At 48.2% G+C, this 17,341-nt stretch carries 15 protein-coding genes; 4 read left to right on the top strand and 11 right to left on the bottom strand.

The features are described 5' to 3' along the window. The 9 genes from QVP67_RS13155 to tsaB form a co-directional block, all read right to left on the bottom strand. A partial coding sequence (locus QVP67_RS13155) for a carboxypeptidase-like regulatory domain-containing protein (protein ID WP_288180204.1) occupies positions 1 to 286 on the bottom strand: 286 nt, incomplete at its 3' end. Positions 287 to 497: 211 nt separating this feature from the next. Then, positions 498 to 4,634, bottom strand: coding sequence for a hybrid sensor histidine kinase/response regulator transcription factor (locus QVP67_RS13160; RefSeq protein WP_022164025.1), 4,137 nt, complete (start codon positions 4,632 to 4,634; stop codon positions 498 to 500). A gap of 145 nt (positions 4,635 to 4,779) precedes the next feature. Further along, positions 4,780 to 6,114, bottom strand: coding sequence for an RIP metalloprotease RseP (gene rseP / locus QVP67_RS13165; RefSeq protein ID WP_022164026.1), 1,335 nt, complete (start codon positions 6,112 to 6,114; stop codon positions 4,780 to 4,782). A gap of 42 nt (positions 6,115 to 6,156) precedes the next feature. Then, positions 6,157 to 7,311 (bottom strand): 1-deoxy-D-xylulose-5-phosphate reductoisomerase, encoded by a 1,155-nt coding sequence (locus tag QVP67_RS13170; RefSeq protein ID WP_022164027.1) that lies wholly within the window; start codon positions 7,309 to 7,311, stop codon positions 6,157 to 6,159. A 65-nt stretch (positions 7,312 to 7,376) separates the two neighbouring features. Next, positions 7,377 to 8,243 (bottom strand): M23 family metallopeptidase, encoded by an 867-nt coding sequence (locus QVP67_RS13175; protein ID WP_022164028.1) that lies wholly within the window; start codon positions 8,241 to 8,243, stop codon positions 7,377 to 7,379. A 54-nt stretch (positions 8,244 to 8,297) separates the two neighbouring features. Then, complete coding sequence (gene rimM, locus QVP67_RS13180) at positions 8,298 to 8,834, bottom strand: ribosome maturation factor RimM (RefSeq protein WP_022164029.1); 537 nt, start codon at positions 8,832 to 8,834, stop codon at positions 8,298 to 8,300. 5 nt (positions 8,835 to 8,839) lie between these two features. After that, positions 8,840 to 10,144 (bottom strand): UDP-N-acetylglucosamine 1-carboxyvinyltransferase, encoded by a 1,305-nt coding sequence (gene murA, locus QVP67_RS13185; protein ID WP_022164030.1) that lies wholly within the window; start codon positions 10,142 to 10,144, stop codon positions 8,840 to 8,842. A gap of 15 nt (positions 10,145 to 10,159) precedes the next feature. Further along, positions 10,160 to 10,792 carry a DUF4290 domain-containing protein gene (locus QVP67_RS13190; protein ID WP_022164031.1) on the bottom strand — a complete coding sequence of 211 codons (633 nt, stop codon included), beginning with the start codon at positions 10,790 to 10,792 and terminating at the stop codon, positions 10,160 to 10,162. A 54-nt stretch (positions 10,793 to 10,846) separates the two neighbouring features. Next, positions 10,847 to 11,539, bottom strand: a complete 693-nt coding sequence (tsaB, locus tag QVP67_RS13195) for a tRNA (adenosine(37)-N6)-threonylcarbamoyltransferase complex dimerization subunit type 1 TsaB (RefSeq protein ID WP_022164032.1) — start codon at positions 11,537 to 11,539, stop codon at positions 10,847 to 10,849. Between the two features lie 93 nt (positions 11,540 to 11,632). Here tsaB and QVP67_RS13200 point away from each other — a divergent pair, with 93 nt between their 5' ends. The 4 genes from QVP67_RS13200 to nadD all read left to right on the top strand — a co-directional run bounded on the left by QVP67_RS13200 (position 11,633) and on the right by nadD (position 14,024). Then, positions 11,633 to 12,511, top strand: coding sequence for a YicC/YloC family endoribonuclease (locus tag QVP67_RS13200; RefSeq protein WP_022164033.1), 879 nt, complete (start codon positions 11,633 to 11,635; stop codon positions 12,509 to 12,511). Between the two features lie 67 nt (positions 12,512 to 12,578). After that, on the top strand, positions 12,579 to 13,142 hold the full coding sequence (gene gmk / locus QVP67_RS13205) for a guanylate kinase (RefSeq protein ID WP_022164034.1): 564 nt from the start codon (positions 12,579 to 12,581) through the stop codon (positions 13,140 to 13,142). Then, complete coding sequence (locus QVP67_RS13210; RefSeq protein ID WP_022164035.1) at positions 13,139 to 13,378, top strand: hypothetical protein; 240 nt, start codon at positions 13,139 to 13,141, stop codon at positions 13,376 to 13,378. Before gmk ends, QVP67_RS13210 begins: the two co-directional genes overlap by 4 nt. A gap of 49 nt (positions 13,379 to 13,427) precedes the next feature. Then, complete coding sequence (gene nadD, locus QVP67_RS13215; protein ID WP_288180205.1) at positions 13,428 to 14,024, top strand: nicotinate (nicotinamide) nucleotide adenylyltransferase; 597 nt, start codon at positions 13,428 to 13,430, stop codon at positions 14,022 to 14,024. Positions 14,025 to 14,507: 483 nt separating this feature from the next. Here nadD and QVP67_RS13220 read toward each other — a convergent pair whose 3' ends face one another. Both QVP67_RS13220 and QVP67_RS13225 read right to left on the bottom strand, forming a co-directional pair. Continuing rightward, complete coding sequence (locus QVP67_RS13220) at positions 14,508 to 15,767, bottom strand: GTP-binding protein (protein WP_022164038.1); 1,260 nt, start codon at positions 15,765 to 15,767, stop codon at positions 14,508 to 14,510. A 184-nt stretch (positions 15,768 to 15,951) separates the two neighbouring features. Beyond that, a complete protein-coding gene (locus QVP67_RS13225) occupies positions 15,952 to 17,289 on the bottom strand; it encodes an NADP-specific glutamate dehydrogenase (RefSeq protein WP_022164039.1) in 1,338 nt (445 codons plus the stop codon). Positions 17,290 to 17,341: the final 52 nt, after the last annotated feature.

Raw genomic sequence — 17,341 nt, forward strand, 5'->3', positions numbered from 1 at the left:
ATTCCTGAGTTGCATATCCTATAAAAGAAATAACCAATGTAGAATTGGGAGTAACTGAAAGTGAGAAGTTACCGTCGATGTCGGTAATGATACCATTGTTAGTACCTTTTTCCAAAACGCTGGCACCTATGATACTTTCACCAGTGGCGTCTTTTACGATACCGGTTACGCGATAGTTTCCGGATTGTTGGGTACTTGCAAACAGATTCATCGGGGAGATGAAGAAGCAAAGCGCTAATAGTAATAATCCTAAGGCTTTGCTTTCGGTTAGAATTTTACTGTTCATAATATTGTTTTTTAAGATTAAAATGAATTGTTGCTGCAAAAGTATATTAATGAGCAAAATGAAAGGTCGAATAACTGCCAGAAAAGGGTGATTGACGTTTTTTCGACCTTTTCTGGCTGTTTTTCGACCTTTTTGGCGCCACTTTGTAGCTGGAATCGCTCCTTAGGCTGAATCAGTACAAAGTGGTTATTGTATTAAAATGTAGCAATGATTATTCTTCGTTCGTTTTTTCTCCTTCGCTTTTCATGTCTTTGGGTGATATGCCGAATTTTTTGCGGAAGCAGAGACTGAAGTATTTTGGATCGTTGAATCCTACACTATAAGCTAGTTCCGATATTCTTATTTTCTTGTTTTCCTGTATAAGTCGGAAGGCAGCTTGTAGACGTACGTTCGATATGAATACGGCAGGAGTGACTCCGGCCAATTGCTTCATTTTTTCGTTGAAGGTGGTACGTGCCATACCCATCTCGTTGGTGAAAGCTGTGGTATCGAACTGCTGGTCATCCAGATGACTGTTTACAATATCCAGTGCTTTTTTCAGGAATTCTTCATCTTGTGGTGTATAATCGACTTCTTTAGCTTCGAATACCAGTTTCTTGCGTGCATCGTTGTTCTTACCTAATTCTTGTTTTTTAAGTAAGTTGTTTATTTTGGCAGTAAGTACTGATATCTTTAATGGTTTGCAGATATAACCGTCGGCACCGGCTTCATATCCTTCTACACGGTCGGCATCGCTGATGCGTGCAGTAATCAGGATGACGGGAATATGGGCTGTCTCGAATGTCGATTTTATTTGTTTGCACAGCTCTATACCGTTGATTTCGGGCATCATGATGTCGGTTACTACTAAGTCTATTTTTTCTTGTTCGATCATTTGCCATGCTTCCCGGCCATCTTTTGCTTCTGATATAAGGAAATGTGCCGACAATATCCTTGCCATACTTTTCCGCAGTTCTTCATTGTCTTCGGCCAATAGTACATGTATATTATGGTTGGGCGATGAGGGAATGTTATCCTCTCTATCAGCCAGAGTGTCTGCTTCTTCGTGATCAAGATTTTCGGTTTCGGCATCCAGATAGTTGTTTAGTGAATCGTCTACTTCTTCATTGCTGAAGACATTACGGCCGAAAGGAATTTCTACGGTGAATGTGGTACCTTCTTCCAAGGTGCTGGTTACGCGGATATCACCGTGATGCAGTTTGACCAAGTCTTTGGTAAGCGATAATCCAATTCCGGTACCTATAGTATGGAATTTACGGTACTCTCCTTCGTAAAAACGTTCGAAAAGGTGATTTATTTTCTCTGCGGGAATAGGTGTTCCCGGGTTGTTTATACTGAATGTATAATGCTGGTTGTTAGGATCAATACTTTGTCTTAGAGTGATTGTCCCTCCTTCGAGAGTGTATTTAGCCGCATTTGACAACAGGTTATAGAGAATCTTGTCAAGCTTGTCCGAATCGAAATAACCCGTACAGGGAGTGTCGAAGTTTTCTAATGCGATGTATAGCTTCTTTTTCCGTACGAGCGGAGTGAAAGCTATGACTGAACGTTTGATGAACAGGGTGATGTTGCCTTCGGATACACGCAGTTGTTGCTTGGCATTTTCTACTTTCCGGAACTCCAGAATTTGTTGTATAAGCCTGATGAGGCGCATGGAATTGTCAGATATACCTCTTAGCTGGCTTTTCATACGTGGATATTGCAAATTCAGTTCTTCTACCGAAGCCTGTATGACCGAAAGAGGAGTAAGCAATTCATGGGTAATATTGGTAAAGAATTGCAGTTTGGCATGGTTCACTTCTTCGAGTTTTTGTCGTTGCAATTTCCCCATTTCGATGGCGCGTCTCATCAGCATACGTTTCCGTATTGTAATATAAAGGTATACAAATATGCCTATGGCCAGCAGAATGTACAGACAATAAGCCCACCAGGACAACCAGGGTGGAGGCAGAATAGTTATATGGATACTGCGTTCCTGATTCGACCAGTTCCCATTGGGATTAGCTCCTTTTACTTTGAATATATAGTCGCCGGCCGGTAAATTGTTGTAGTAGGCAAAATGACGGCGGGCATTGGTCGAAATCCATTTAGGGTCGTATCCTTCCAGTTGATATTTGTATTTGTTTAGTTGTGGATTGATATAACTCAGTATTGAAAAGTCAAGGCTGAAATTGTTTTTATCGTAAGGTAGTACGATGTGCGTGGCATAATCCAATGGGGCGTTGAGTATTTTTTCTACTTCTGCCTGAGGTAAATGCCGGATGGAGGTATTGTGTATTTGCAGGTCGGTAATAACAACTGGATAGGAAGTGTTGTCGTAGCTGATCTGATCCGGACGGAAACTGTTAAGTCCTCGTGCACCTCCGAAGTATAAGGTGCCGTCTTCTTTCTTGAAACAGGCATTACGGTTGAATATATGGTCTTGTAATCCTTCCTCCATGGTGTGGGTATGAATATGTGCAGCATCAATATGGTTAATATTAATGTGATACATTTTGGTATTGGTGGTCAGCCACAGTCCTTCTGAATTGTCTTCAATCATTGAAAATACGACATCGCCCGGTTCGAATTGTTCATTGAACACGGACAGGAAACGGTCAGTTTTCTCGTCATACAGATCAAGCCCGTTTCCATTAGTGCCTGCCCATATTTGGTTATGGCTGTCGACACACATAGTCATGGCACCTACTGATTGAGAGTTGTTATGCGAGGCGGCGTAAATTTTCCCACTGTATTTATTTCCATCGTATGTCAGACGCCAAATGCCATTGTTGGGAGTAGCTATCCATATATTACAGTTTTTGTCCTCTACTATTTTGAAAACGGGAACTTGCGCCCATGCCTGTTTTTCGTTGGGGATAAGCATGTCTATGATCCACATTTTCCCTTTTGAATCAAGCATACACAGTCCGGTTCGTGTTCCAATCCACAGGTTGCCGCGTTTATCTTCCAATAACGAATAGATGCATACATCGGTCAGAGCAGGATGTGTTTGCGTATTGACTACTTTTGTCTCTTTACCGTTGTATAACCATATTCCGTCATCCCACGTTGCAAAGCAGAAGGTGCCATCGGACAGACGGATTATATCGTTGACAGTCGATATGAACGGAAGATGACTGAATGCTGGATGCTGCTTGTAATGTATTACTTTCTGTTCGGCAACGTTGTATTCAATGAGTCCATATCCCATAATTCCCATATAAATGGATTGTTCGCTTGCAGGAAAAGCACTGCGTACCGAACTGGTGGGGAAACGTTGCAATAATGGAGCTATCGGGTCATAGTTGAACAGTTTTTTTCTGGTGTTTACAGTATAGACACCTCCTCCAAGCATACCAATCCACATGAGTCCGTCCCGGCTGTACAGTAAGGCATTGACTTCATTGAAAGGTAATGGATTTTTTCCTTTGTTGGGCAGATAATTGCTGAATGTACCGTTTCCGTTTTCCGATTCAAGAATACTGAGTCCGCTACGTGCGCCAATCCATAATTTTCCGGTATTACGGTCTTGTGTGATTGTATATATGATATTATCGCACAGACTTTCTTCTCGGTTTTCTTCATGTTTGAAGTGTTTAAGACTATAGTTATCCATGTCGTATGGATTTTCCATTTTGATCAGGCCATGTCGCCATGTCCCTATCCATATATTACCTTTGTTGTCTTCGAATAAGGTATGTGCTGATTGTGATGGGTTGATGTTTCTGTAGGTATAGAATCGGTCGCTTTTCGGATCGTAACGAAGTAACCCTTGAGCCCACGTTCCTATCCATATGTTTCCGTTGGAGTCCTCAATGATGGATTTGACATCAAAATACGGACTATTTGTTTCTTGAATCTGTGAATCACATAATTCAAAAGTATTACTTCCTGCCTTTTTCCTGAAAATACCCTTATTGGCTCCTACCCATATCTCTCCTTTGTTGGTACATTCCAAGGCCTCAATATGGCTTACTTGGAGGAGGGGAGAGATGATCTTTTTAATACTCCCCTTTTGTTTGTCAAGTACGTACAAGCCGTTGTTTGTACCTATCCATAGCTTGTGGTTGTTGTCTTCGGATACAATGTTTACAAAGCCGTTTATATTGTGTGTGGGATCGATACCATTAGGGCGATAGACTATATTAGAGTAGCCATCAAAGCGCAGTAAGCCGTTATAGGTTGAAATCCAGATGTAACCATCATTGTCCTGATATAAATTCCGCACTTCGTTGGTTGGTAAAGATGAGGAATTCAACGGAATGAATTGTAGATCGTTGGCATGCAGGTTGTAACGGATGTTTGCCAAAAGAATCAATAGTAGAAAAAGAAAGAGTTGTTTAGGTAAGGAAATGGTGTGTATCATAGCTATTGACTTTTTTTGTTCAGATATAAGGCCACGTTTGAATAGATGTATTTTCAAAGTATGGTGAACCTAAAAGGGAGGATTGCGCGTATACATGACTCAGTCATGCATACGTGCAATTCTTTTTATTTTATACGAGATTCTTTTAGAATAAGAATCTCAGTACGTCGTTGAAGTTAGCCCAAAGAAGCAGGGCAAAGAGCAAGAACATACCCACCATCTGTGCGTGTTCCATGAACTTGTCGCTCGGTTTACGGCGTGCAATAATCTCATAGAGCAGGAACAGAACGTGTCCACCATCTAAGGCTGGGATAGGCAGAATGTTCATAAAGGCCAGAATGATACTGAGGAAAGCTGTCATGTACCAGAACTGATGCCAATCCCATGTAGCGGGGAAGATACTGCCGATGGTTCCAAAGCCACCCAGTTGTTTGGCTCCTTCCTTAGAGAAGAGATACTTCATTTGGCCTACGTAGCCTTTCAGTGTGTTGATACCTAAAGCTACTCCGGCGGGGAATGAAGAGAAGAACGAGTATTCTTTCTGTACCACTGGCAACAGGCGTGCGGTACGCATTTCAGCCGTAATTCCGATTTCGTAAAGTGAATCGGTTGTCAGGCTGAGGGTATCAGTAACGCCGTTACGTACATAGGTCAGACGGATATCGTGTGAGGCTTGTCCGTCCTTTTGGCGATTCATCATTTCTTCCTTAAAGTCGAAATAGGCAATGTTTCGTCCGTCCAGTTGGGTGATGCTGTCGCCCGGTTGAAGTCCGGCCAGTGCGGCAGGACGCCCGGCTACGACACTGTCGATAACAAACGGATAGCGGAAGTCGGCAAAGCGTGTACTGTCGGCCAGCAGTCGGTCCATCAGGTTTTCGGGGATGTAGACGGATGCTTCTTTACCGTCGCGCAATACAGTCACCTGGCGAGCATCAACAATAGCGGTCAGCAGATCGCTACCCATACGCTCGAAGGGTACGCCGTCGGCTGAGATTAATACGTCACCGTCGCGGAAGCCTGCCTGATGCATCGTTTCGTTGAAGTCCATACCGAGCGGGGCTTTCTGTACGGGAATGTAGGAGTCACCCCAGGCAAAGAGTATCATGGAGTAGATGAACAGGGCCAGCAGGAAGTTGAACAACACACCTCCCACCATGATGAGCAGTCGTTGCCATGCCGGTTTGGCGCGAAACTCCCATGGCTGCATGGGTTGCTTCATCTGTTCGGTATCCATTGACTCGTCTATCATACCGGCTATCTTGACATAACCACCCAAAGGCAGCCAGCCGATACCGTATTCTGTTTCGCTGTTCTTAGGTTTGAACTTAAACAGCGTGAACCAGGGGTCGAAGAAGAGGCAGAACTTTTCCACTCGCGTCTTGAAGAGGCGGGCAAAGAGGAAGTGCCCCATTTCGTGTATGACGACGAGCAATGAAAGGCTCATAATCAGTTGCAGGGCACGAATCAAGAATGTTTCCATTATTTATCCAACTATTAAATTTCAACTATTAATTATTAATTTTCAATTGATGAAGCTTTCGGCTACACGGCGCGCTTCGGCATCGGTGGCTACATAGTCTTCGTAGGTAGGTTTGCTGATGAAAGATACACGTTCCATGGTCTTTTCAATCACATCGCTCATGCCGAGGAAGGAGATGCGGTCGTGTAGGAAAGCGGCTACGCACACTTCGTTAGCTGCATTGACAATGCAGGGCATGTTTCCCCCCCGGTGCAGGGCTTCGTAAGCCAAAGCCAAGTTACGGAAACGGGTGGTATCGGGTTGCTCGAAAGTCAGTTCCGTACATTTGGTGAAGTCCAGACGTGGGAACGAGGCGTGCAGACGGTCGGGATAGGAGAATGCGTACTGAATAGGCAGGCGCATATCGGGCATACCGAGCTGTGCTTTTACGGCACCGTCTTCAAACTGTACCATGCTGTGAATGACCGATTGCGGATGTACAACTACTTCTATCTGATCCGGGCGTACGCCGAACAACCATTTGGCTTCTATCACTTCGAATCCTTTGTTCATCATCGAAGCGGAATCAATGGTAATCTTGGCACCCATCTCCCAATTGGGATGATGCAGAGCCTGTTCTTTAGTCACGGTTTTCAGTTGCTCGTGAGTGAACGTGCGGAAGGGACCTCCCGACGCGGTAAGAATGACTTTCTCGATAGCGTTTCCGTTTTCACCGGCCAGACACTGGAATACGGCAGAGTGTTCCGAGTCGACAGGAAGAATGGATGTGCGGTTCATGCGTGCCAGGTCGTTGATCAGTTCACCTGCTACGACGAGTGTCTCTTTGTTGGCCAAAGCGATGGTTTTACGGGCACGGATGGCGTTGATGGTAGGTTTCAGTCCGGCATAGCCCACCATCGCAGTCAGTACCATGTCGACGGGTTTCTCGGCAACAATCTGGCAAAGAGCCTCTTCGCCGGCATATACCTTGATAGGTAGGTCAGCCAGTGCTTCTTTCAGTCGCGGATATTTCGACTCGTTGGCTATGACTACGGCTTCGGGCATAAACTTGCGCGCCTGTGCGATGAGTTCCTCGACACGGTTGTTGGCCGTCAGTATGTAGGCCTCGTATTTGTCGGGGTGCTCTTCGATGACTTGCAGGGCCTGTGTCCCGATGGAGCCGGTAGAACCTAATATGGCAATCTGTTTCTTTATCATTTTCAGATTCGTTTTTTTGAGTATTTCTCTATACTTATATATAATGTATATTTCAGTTGTTCGGTTTAGAATACAATGAATAATTCCGGGTCGGCGGCCCTGCCCCTGTGCCACAGCTCGAAGTGCAGATGTGGGCCAGTAGTCAATTGCCCGGTATTTCCTACCAGTGCAATGGCTTCGCCGCCTTTCACCTTATCGCCGCTTTTCTTGAGCAGCGAACCACAATGCTTATATATTGAAACGAACTCCTGGCTGTGTTGTATGGCTATCATGTACCCTGTTTCGGTGGTATAAGTGCTCAGTATGACCGTGCCGTCGAGGGTAGCCAAAACGCTTTCACCGGGATTGGCGGCAATGTCGGTGCCGAAGTGTTGCTGTTCGGCATCGAACTTGGCCGAAATCATACCACGGGTGGGGCGGTAAAAGATCAGTCCATCGGCTTCGGTGTGAGCGGTGATGTTGGTCAGGTTGTACTTTTCGGCCTCTTCATACTGTTTGCGGAAGTCGGTTTCGCGTTGGGTGCGTTCCATCAGCGAGTCCTCGCGGAGAATGGCCAGTGAGTCCATGGAACGTACGGTGTCGGCTTTGATTTTTCCCAGAAAGATGTCCTGGATGTTCATGATGTAGAGGTTCTGCTGGTTGACCAATAGCTGTAGGGAGTCTACCCGCAAGGCGTTTTCTACAACCTGTGCACGGACCTCACTGTTCATATAACCAGGCAAATAGTTGCGTAGAGGTGTGGCAGCTATGATGAGGGCAGCAATCAGAAACAGGACGGTAAGTACGGAAAGCAGTACGGAGATGCCGTTCAGTTTGGACACGTGCAAACCGAAGACCTCTTCCAGCGTATTCTCGTTGATGACGGTCAGTTTGTACTTGAATTTGATGTCTTTCCAAAAGGCTTTTCTTCGTTTCCTGTTTTTCTTTATCATGATTCGATCCTGTTTATTCAGTATTGTTTTTTTGTAAACCAGGCTTTTTTCGTTTTATTCCTCTTCTGCTTCGTCAAGGTTCAGCAGGCCTTGCGGCAAGTCTACCGTAATGACTTTATGCTGCTGGTCGATGTCGACGATAAAGTCTTCCTGTGCAGGAATGAGCAGTTCCTCTCCCTGGCGGTCTACGATGAAGAGGGTGTTGAGGGTAGAGTCGTCCACATCGGTTACTTCACCCAAGTGTCCGTGGTGTATTTCTTCCATACGGAACCCTACGAAGTAGTTCCACGTCAGTTCGTCCGGTGCAACCTGCTCGGCATGTTTTATGGGGAAGTAGACCTCAACGTTGGTGAACATGCGTGCCCGTTCGGCGGTATCGATTCCTTCGAGTTTCATCAGGGCTGTGGTGTCCGAACGGAAGCGGTACTCTTCGATGAAGAAGGGTACGAGGATACCGTCCAACAGGCAGATGATGTATTCTGCTTCCACACGGTCGAAGATGTCGTCGCTGAAGGTGAACTGCAATTCGCCGTGGATGCCGTGGGGCTTGTTGAATATACCTATTTTATATACTTCTTCTCGTTTGATCATATTGTTTATATTCTCGTTATCCGTGCTCCCAGTGCATTGAGTCGTCCTTCGATGTTCTGGTAGCCGCGGTCTATCTGTTCGATGTTGTGGATGCGGCTGATGCCATCGGCACTCATGGCTGCTATCAGCAGGGCGATGCCTGCCCGGATGTCGGGTGAAGTCAGATTGCCTCCGCGCAGCTTAAAGTTGTGGTTGTGACCGATGACAACGGCGCGATGCGGGTCGCAAAGGATGATTTGTGCTCCCATGTCTATCAGTTTGTCCACAAAGAACAAACGGCTTTCGAACATCTTCTGGTGGATGAGCACACTGCCTTTGGCCTGTGTGGCTACTACAAGCATCACACTGAGAAGGTCAGGAGTAAGTCCCGGCCACGTGGCATCGGCAATGGTCATGATGGAGCCGTCGATGAATGATTCTATTTCGTAACTGTCCTGAGCAGGAATGTAGATGTCGTCGCCCCGTTGCTCCATCTGGATGCCCAGTCGGCGGAAGCTGTAGGGAATAATGCCCAGATTCTGGTGCGACACGTTTTTGATGGTCAGTTCGCTTCCTGTCATGGCAGCCATTCCGATGAAACTGCCCACTTCGATCATGTCGGGCAGTACGGTATGTTCCGTTCCGTGCAGCTCTTCTACGCCTTCGATGGTGAGCAGGTTCGAGGCAATGCCTTCTATCTTGGCCCCCATACGGTTCAGCATGCGGCACAGCTGTTGTACGTAAGGCTCGCATGCTGCGTTGTAAATGGTTGTTTTGCCTTTGGCCAGCACGGCAGCCATGACGATGTTGGCGGTACCGGTGACGGACGCTTCGTCGAGCAGCATGTAGGTGCCTTTCAGCTCGCGGGCGGTAATCTCGAAGATTTCGCGCTTGTCGTTATAGGTGAAGTCGGCGCCCAGGTTCTGTATGCCGATGAAGTGTGTGTCCAGTCGGCGGCGTCCTATCTTGTCGCCTCCGGGTTTGGAAATCAACGCTCTGCCGAATCGTGCCACCATGGGACCTACCAGCATGACAGAGCCACGCAGACTGGAGCATTTCTTCAGAAAGGCGTCGCTTTCCAGATAGTCCAAGTCGACGTTCTCGGCTTTGAAGCTGTAAGTATCTATCCCTTGCTTGGACACGGTGACGCCCATGTCGCGCATCAGTTGAATCAGATTGTTGACGTCCAGAATATCGGGGACGTTGTGCACGATGATTTCCTCGGGTGTGAGCAGAGTGGCGCAGATAATCTCCAGTACCTCGTTTTTGGCTCCCTGGGGATAGATGTCGCCCGAAAGTCTGTGACCTCCTTCTATTACAAATGATGCCATGGTGTTGCAGGGTATTTAGTATTTCCGTTTATTATTGTTCCGGTTGTTATTGTTGTTCCGGTTGTTGTTATTATTAGCCTTGTTGGGACGGTAGTTCTGCTCGATGCGTTCGGCCATCAGGCGTACGATGTCGTCGGTCATTTGCAGTTTTCCGTTCGACAGTTCTAAAAGATCTTCGGCTATCTTGCGGTCGTCTACCGTGTCCTTGTTCCACGTCATGTAGTCCTTCTTCATGTGGTTGCAGATCAGGGCTACCAGATTGCGCTTCTCGTCGCCTTCGGGAAATTCGCAAGCTTTCTGGATCAGTATTTCCAGCGTGCGTCCGTAGTGGCGGTAGCGTATCTTGGTGTTGGGGTAGGGGACGGGCTCGGGTTTGTTGTCCAGCTTGTCCTTGCGGATGACTTCGAAAGGATAGTCGATGTCGAGCTTGAAGTCGGACATGATGGCCAGGTGATCCCAAAGCTTGTGCTTGAAGTCGGGCACGTCGCGCAAGTGCGGGAACATACCTCCCATAATGTTGATGATGGTGTTGGCACAGCGTTGGCGCTCGGCACGGTTCTCGATGGTCAGAGCGTGGTCTACCATGTTCTGGATGCTGCGTCCGTATTCGGGAAGAGGCATCCGTTTCTGTTGAGTGTTATATTGCATTTTGTTAATGGATAATTGACGTTGGGTAATGTCTTTTTCTTTCACGGCGTTGGCTTACAGCAGCTTCTTGGGCATGCTGGCCACGAACTCTTTCAGGTAGAAGGGTTCGAAGTAGGCTACGTCCTTGAAGTCCTGTTCGGCTATAGCTTTTTCGGCCAGTGGGAACATCATGCTGGCCAGCGGACGGATGTCGTCAAGGAAGTGTGCGTTGGGATGAGTTATCTTCTCCTTGCACTTGGCGGCTCCGTCGCCGAAGAAGTATACGGGATGTTCGTTCAGAAATTCCGTGTACGAGTTTTCGTCCACAATGTCGGCGGCAATGTCGCGCACGGGTCTGAGGGCGCGGTCGTAGATGGCGGCATAAACTTCCATGCGGCGGGCGTCGATCATGGGGCACAGCAGGGCATCGTCGGGCAGCTCGTCGTGATAGAGCAGCACGGGGACACTAAGCACCTTCAGCGTAGGCAGGCCGATGAGTTTCAGGTCGCGTCCGTAGCATACGCCTTTGGCCATGGACACACCGATACGCAGGCCGGTGTACGAGCCTGGGCCACAGCTGACGGCTACCGCATCGAGCGGCATGGCATGGCTGTCGGCAAACGACAGGGCTTCTTCGACAAATACTCCCAATGAAACGGCGTGAGATGGGCCGTTCAGGTCTTCTTTTGTAAATACGTTTTGTCCGTCTTCGCTGACTGCCACCGAGCAGGCGGAAGTAGACGTCTCAATATGTAAGATACATGACATAGTTTCTAATCTTTTAATCAGCAGACAAAAATACATGATTATTTTCAGTATTTAAAATAATCGTGTAATTTTGCGCAAAACTTAAGAAGCATTATGATACAGTCAATGACGGGTTATGGCAAGGCAACAGTCGAACTGCCCGATAAAAAAGTGAACGTTGAGATAAAATCGCTTAACAGCAAGGCAATGGATTTGTCTACACGCATTGCCCCGCTTTACCGAGAGAAAGAGATGGAAATCCGTAACGAAATAGCCAAGACGCTGGAGCGCGGAAAGGTGGATTTCAGCTTATGGATTGAGAAGAAAGACGCCGAACAACTGGCTACTCCCATCAATCAGGAACTGGTGACGGCTTACTACAATCGGATAAAGGAAATATCGGCTGCGACGGGTATTCCCGAGCCCGAAGACTGGTTTGCAGCTTTGCTTCGCATGCCGGACGTGATGACCAAGAACGAGACGGTCGAGGTGACCGACGAGGAGTGGAGCGTGGTAGCTGCCGCCGTACGCGATGCCATCGGGCATCTGGTGGACTTCCGCAAGCAGGAAGGCGCCGCCCTCGAAAAGAAATTCCGTGAGAAAATAGCTAACATTACTCATCTGCTCGAAACTGTAGAGCCTTACGAGAAGGAACGGGTCGGAAAAATCAAGGATCGCATTACGGAAGCTTTGGAAAAAACACTGAGCGTGGATTACGACAAGAACCGTCTGGAGCAGGAACTCATCTACTACATCGAAAAGCTCGACATCAACGAAGAGAAACAACGTCTGGCTAATCACCTGAAATACTTCATCAGCACACTGGAAAGTGGCAGTGGACAAGGCAAGAAGCTGGGATTCATCGCTCAGGAAATGGGACGCGAAATCAATACGCTGGGCAGCAAGTCCAACCATGCCGAGATGCAGAAGATTGTCGTTCAGATGAAGGACGAACTGGAGCAGATCAAGGAACAGGTCCTGAACGTGATGTGATGGAAAGGAAGAATTCTTCCTCTCTTAATTTAACTACTTAAATATTTTAATTCTTAATAGAATCGTTGTGGCTAAACTGATTATCTTTTCAGCCCCCTCGGGTTCGGGCAAGTCAACCATCATCAATTATTTGCTGACACAGAACCTGAATCTGGCTTTTTCCATATCGGCTACCAGCCGTCCGCCGCGCGGAACCGAACGCGACGGTGTAGAATACTTTTTCCTGACGCCGGAAGAGTTTCGCCGTCGTATTGCAGACGATGAGTTTCTGGAGTACGAGGAGGTTTATCACGACCGCTTCTACGGCACGCTGAAAGCACAGGTCGAAAAGCAACTGGCCGACGGACAGAACGTGGTGTTCGACGTCGATGTTGTGGGCGGATGCAACATCAAGAAGTTCTATGGCGACCGTGCCTTGTCGGTATTCATCCAACCGCCTTCGGTGGAAGAACTTCGTCGCCGCCTTGTAGGACGGGGCACCGATACGCCCGAAGTAATTGAAGACCGTGTGGCAAAGGCCCAGTACGAGCTTTCGTTTGCTCCGAAGTTCGACAAGGTGATTGTGAACGACGACTTGGAGAAAGCCAAGGCCGAAGCGCTGGAAGTTATCACCAAATTTTTGCAGTCATGAAGTCGTTGAATAGAAGTACAGGCAACAAACCTTCGCCGATGGCGGGACGCACGAAATTGAACAAAGTGCTGTTGGTCATCAACATTGTGCTCTGCCTTGCATTGATTGGTCTGGCGGTGGGTTACTACTGTTATTCGGATTACGAACTGACGGTATGCATGTTGCTCATGGCGCTTTTCACAGGCTATAACGCCTTTTTGGTGGGTCGCACTTTGCGTGGCGGCAGGAAGAAATAGGGCATCGCGGCGGACATCCTTGTTTAAATCTTCAATCTCAGTGAAACAGATGAACATCGGCATTTTCAGCGGCTCCTTCAATCCCGTTCATATCGGACATCTGGCTTTGGCCAACTACCTTTGCGAGTACGAGGGACTGGACCAGGTATGGTTTATGGTCAGCCCCCGCAATCCGCTGAAAGAGGCCGACGAACTGATGGACGACTCGTTGCGTCTGAAGCTGGTTCAGCTTGCCGTCGAGGGCTATCCTAAGTTCCGGGCGTCCGACTTCGAGTTTCGTTTGCCGCGGCCTTCGTACACGGTGCATACGTTTGACGAGCTTCGGCGTGCTTATCCTCAGCACGTCTTTCATCTGATTATCGGGTCGGACAACTGGCTGCTGTTCCCGCGCTGGCGCGAGTCGGAACGTATTCTGGCCACTACTCCGCTCATCGTATATCCGCGTCCGGGCTATCCGGTCGACCCACAGACACTTCCTCCGACGGTGAGGATGACATCGGCTCCCGTTTTCGAAATCAGCTCCACCTTTATCAGGCAGGCCATTGCCGAGGGACGCGACATCCGTTATTTCCTCCATCCGCGGGTGTACGAGGCGTTGTGCAAAGAGGACCATTGTACGGCTTCTCAAGTCGTGAAGCCGGAGTGACAGAAAAACTTCTTCTTTGTTTGTTTTCCTTTCAAAATGATATGATTAAGCCGTATTGGCTGACACGGCCTTTTTCTGAAACTTCCGAAATAGAAGTTGAACCGGGCAAAAACTGCCTTCAAATTGCATATATATGCGGCTAATAGTCGGAAAAAACGTCTTTCGGAGCAGAAAAATGCTTGTCCGCCGCCTCTGGAACACTTGTTCGGCTCTCGTGGATTGCTTGTTTGGCTCCCGTAGAATGCTTGTTTGGCTCGCCAACATTGCTTGTTGCGTTCGTCAACAAGGTATTTCGGAACCGAAATCATGGTTTTTTCCCGTCGGACGGAGTGTTTTTCTTCTATTCTGAATGTCAATATTTCACTATCGTGTTGTAGAAGAGACGAATGCGGAAAAACGCTTCGGAAAATGGAAACAAAAACACCTGCGGCCGGAAATATCGCATTCTCGCCGCAGGTGAAATACAAAGTGTCAAAATGTTAGTTACTCTAAACAGGCGTCTAAGTCGCGTGTCAGCTGTTCCTTGTCTATGTGCTGGCCGATGAAGACTAACTTCTGCATCCGGTCGCCATACTTCTCGTCCCAGTCGCGCATCAGTCCCGGCTCCTGTTTCATCAGTTCGATGAGGTCTTCTTCGGGAGCAGTGGCATACCACAGTCCGGCTTCGGTCAGTTTCTTCTGCACGCCGGCCTGCTCGAAGAGGTACGACATGTCGCGGTTGTGGCTGAAGTAGCACACGCCCTTGGTACGGATGATGTTGCTGGGCCAGCGGGTGGCGATGAACTGGTCGAGCTTGTGGATGTTGAACGCCGGACGGCGGTAGTACACAAACGTCTGGATGCCGTATTCCTCCACCTCGCCGCCTTCGTGGTCGTGATGGTGGTGGTGATGGTGTCCGTGCTCGTCGTCCTCGTCGTGGTGATGTTCATGCTCGTCGTCGTGATGGTGCTCGTGCTCCTCGTGGTCGTGGTGGCCGTAGCTGTGCGCCTCGCGTTCTTCTTCGGGGGTAGCCTGACGCTCTATCTCGCGTATCCATCCGGCGGAGGTGGCCACGCGTTCGAAGTTGAACATGTGGGTGTTGAGGATGCGTTCGAGGTCAATGCGTCCGTAGTCGCATTCAATGATTTCGGCAGCCGGCTGCAGGGTCTTGATGATCTGCTTGATGCGTCCCAGTTCTTCGGGTTTCACTTCCGAAGCCTTGTTCAGCAGGATGATGTTGCAGAATTCGATTTGCTGGATGATGAGGTTTTCGATGTCCTCTTCGTCGATGTGCTTGCGCGTCAGGTTGTCGCCGCAGGCAAACTCGCTCTGCATGCGCAGGGCGTCAACCACGGTGACGATGCAGTCGAGCCGGCAGATGCCGTATCGGGTATATATGCCGCCCATCGTCGGTATCGAGCAGATGGTCTGGGCAATGGGCTCGGGTTCGCAGATGCCGCTTGCTTCGATGACGATGTAGTCGAAGCGCTGCATCTTCAGTATGTCGCCAATCTGTTCTACTAAGTCCATCTTCAGCGTACAGCAGATGCAGCCGTTTTGCAGGGCTACCAGGCTGTCGTCCTTCTTGCCCACAACGCCGCCTTTCTGGATGAGGTCGGCGTCGATGTTCACTTCGCCGATGTCGTTGACGATGACGGCAAACTTGATGCCGCGCTTGTTGGCAAGAATCTGATTGACCAGTGTGGTTTTTCCGCTGCCCAGATAACCGGTGAGCAGCAGTACCGGAACTTCTTTTGTATTCATGAGGATTGTTATTTTTAGTTTCTTTTGTCCATTGTTTGAATAATGCGGCGCAAAATTAGCCGATTTCTCTGATAATAAGATGTAAAGTAGATGAAAGGTGTATAAAAGAAAATCTCTCCTGCCGTGCATGCACGACAGAAGAGATTCTTTAGTTGTATTGAGTATCTATGGCTGCGTTTGTTTCTTATACAATGCCTTGAGCCATCATGGCGTTAGCCACCTTCATGAAGCCTGCCACGTTGGCACCCTTCACGTAGTTCACGTAGCCGTCGGATTCGGTACCATACTTCACGCAGTTCTCGTGGATGTTCTCCATGATGTAGTGCAGTTTGGCGTCTACTTCTTCAGCGCTCCATGACAGACGTTCGGAGTTCTGTGTCATTTCCAGACCCGATACCGATACACCACCTGCATTGGCAGCCTTACCCGGAGCGTACAGAATCTTAGCTTCCTGGAATACGCGGATAGCTTCCGGAGTAGAAGGCATGTTGGCACCTTCGGATACGGCAATCACACCGTTGGCAATCAGCTTGCGTGCGTCGTCGCCGTCAATTTCGTTCTGAGTGGCCGAAGGAAGTGCGATGTCGGCTTTTTCGCCCCAAGGACGTGCGCCTTCTACATACTTCACACCCGGATATTGTTCAGCATACTCGCGGATACGTCCACGGTAGAGGTTCTTCAGTTCCATGATGTAGTCCAGTTTCTCGCGGTCGATACCTTCGGGGTCGTAAACGTAACCGTCAGAATCGGACATGGTCAATACTTTACCGCCCAGTTGCAGTACTTTTTCAGCTGTATATTGGGCAACGTTTCCAGAACCTGAGATGAGGACAGACTTGCCTTTCAGATCCCAGCCTTTGGTCTTCAGCATTTCCATCAGGAAGTATACGTTACCGTAACCGGTAGCTTCGGGACGGATCAGTGAGCCACCGAATTCGCGGCCTTTACCTGTCAGTACGCCGCTGAATTCACGTGTCAGCTTCTTGTACATGCCGAACATGAAGCCTACTTCGCGGCCGCCTACACCGATATCACCAGCCGGTACGTCTACATCGGGACCAATGTGGCGCCACAGTTCCAACATGAATGCCTGGCAGAAACGCATTACTTCAGCATTTGACTTGCCACGCGGCGAGAAGTCGGAACCACCTTTACCGCCACCCATCGGCAGTGTAGTCAGTGAGTTTTTGAATGTCTGTTCGAAAGCAAGGAATTTCAGAATACCCAAATTGACTGATGCATGGAAACGGATACCACCTTTGTACGGGCCAATGGCGTTGTTGTGCTGTACGCGATAACCCATGTTTGTCTGTACGTTGCCTTTGTCGTCAACCCACGTTACGCGGAACTGATATACGCGGTCGGGGATGCAAAGACGTTCGATCAGATTAGCTTTGTCGAACTCGGGATGTTTGTTGTATTCTTCTTCGATGGTCGACAGTACCTCTTCTACTGCCTGATGATACTCCGGTTCGTTGGGAAAACGTCTTTTCAGATCTTCTAATACCTTAGCTGCATTCATAATCTATTTTTCTTTTATTGGTTTTTACTATATGTTACCTAAAACAATATAT

Source organism: Bacteroides sp. CAG:633 (assembly GCF_000435115.1).
Classification (GTDB): domain Bacteria; phylum Bacteroidota; class Bacteroidia; order Bacteroidales; family Bacteroidaceae; genus Bacteroides; species Bacteroides ndongoniae.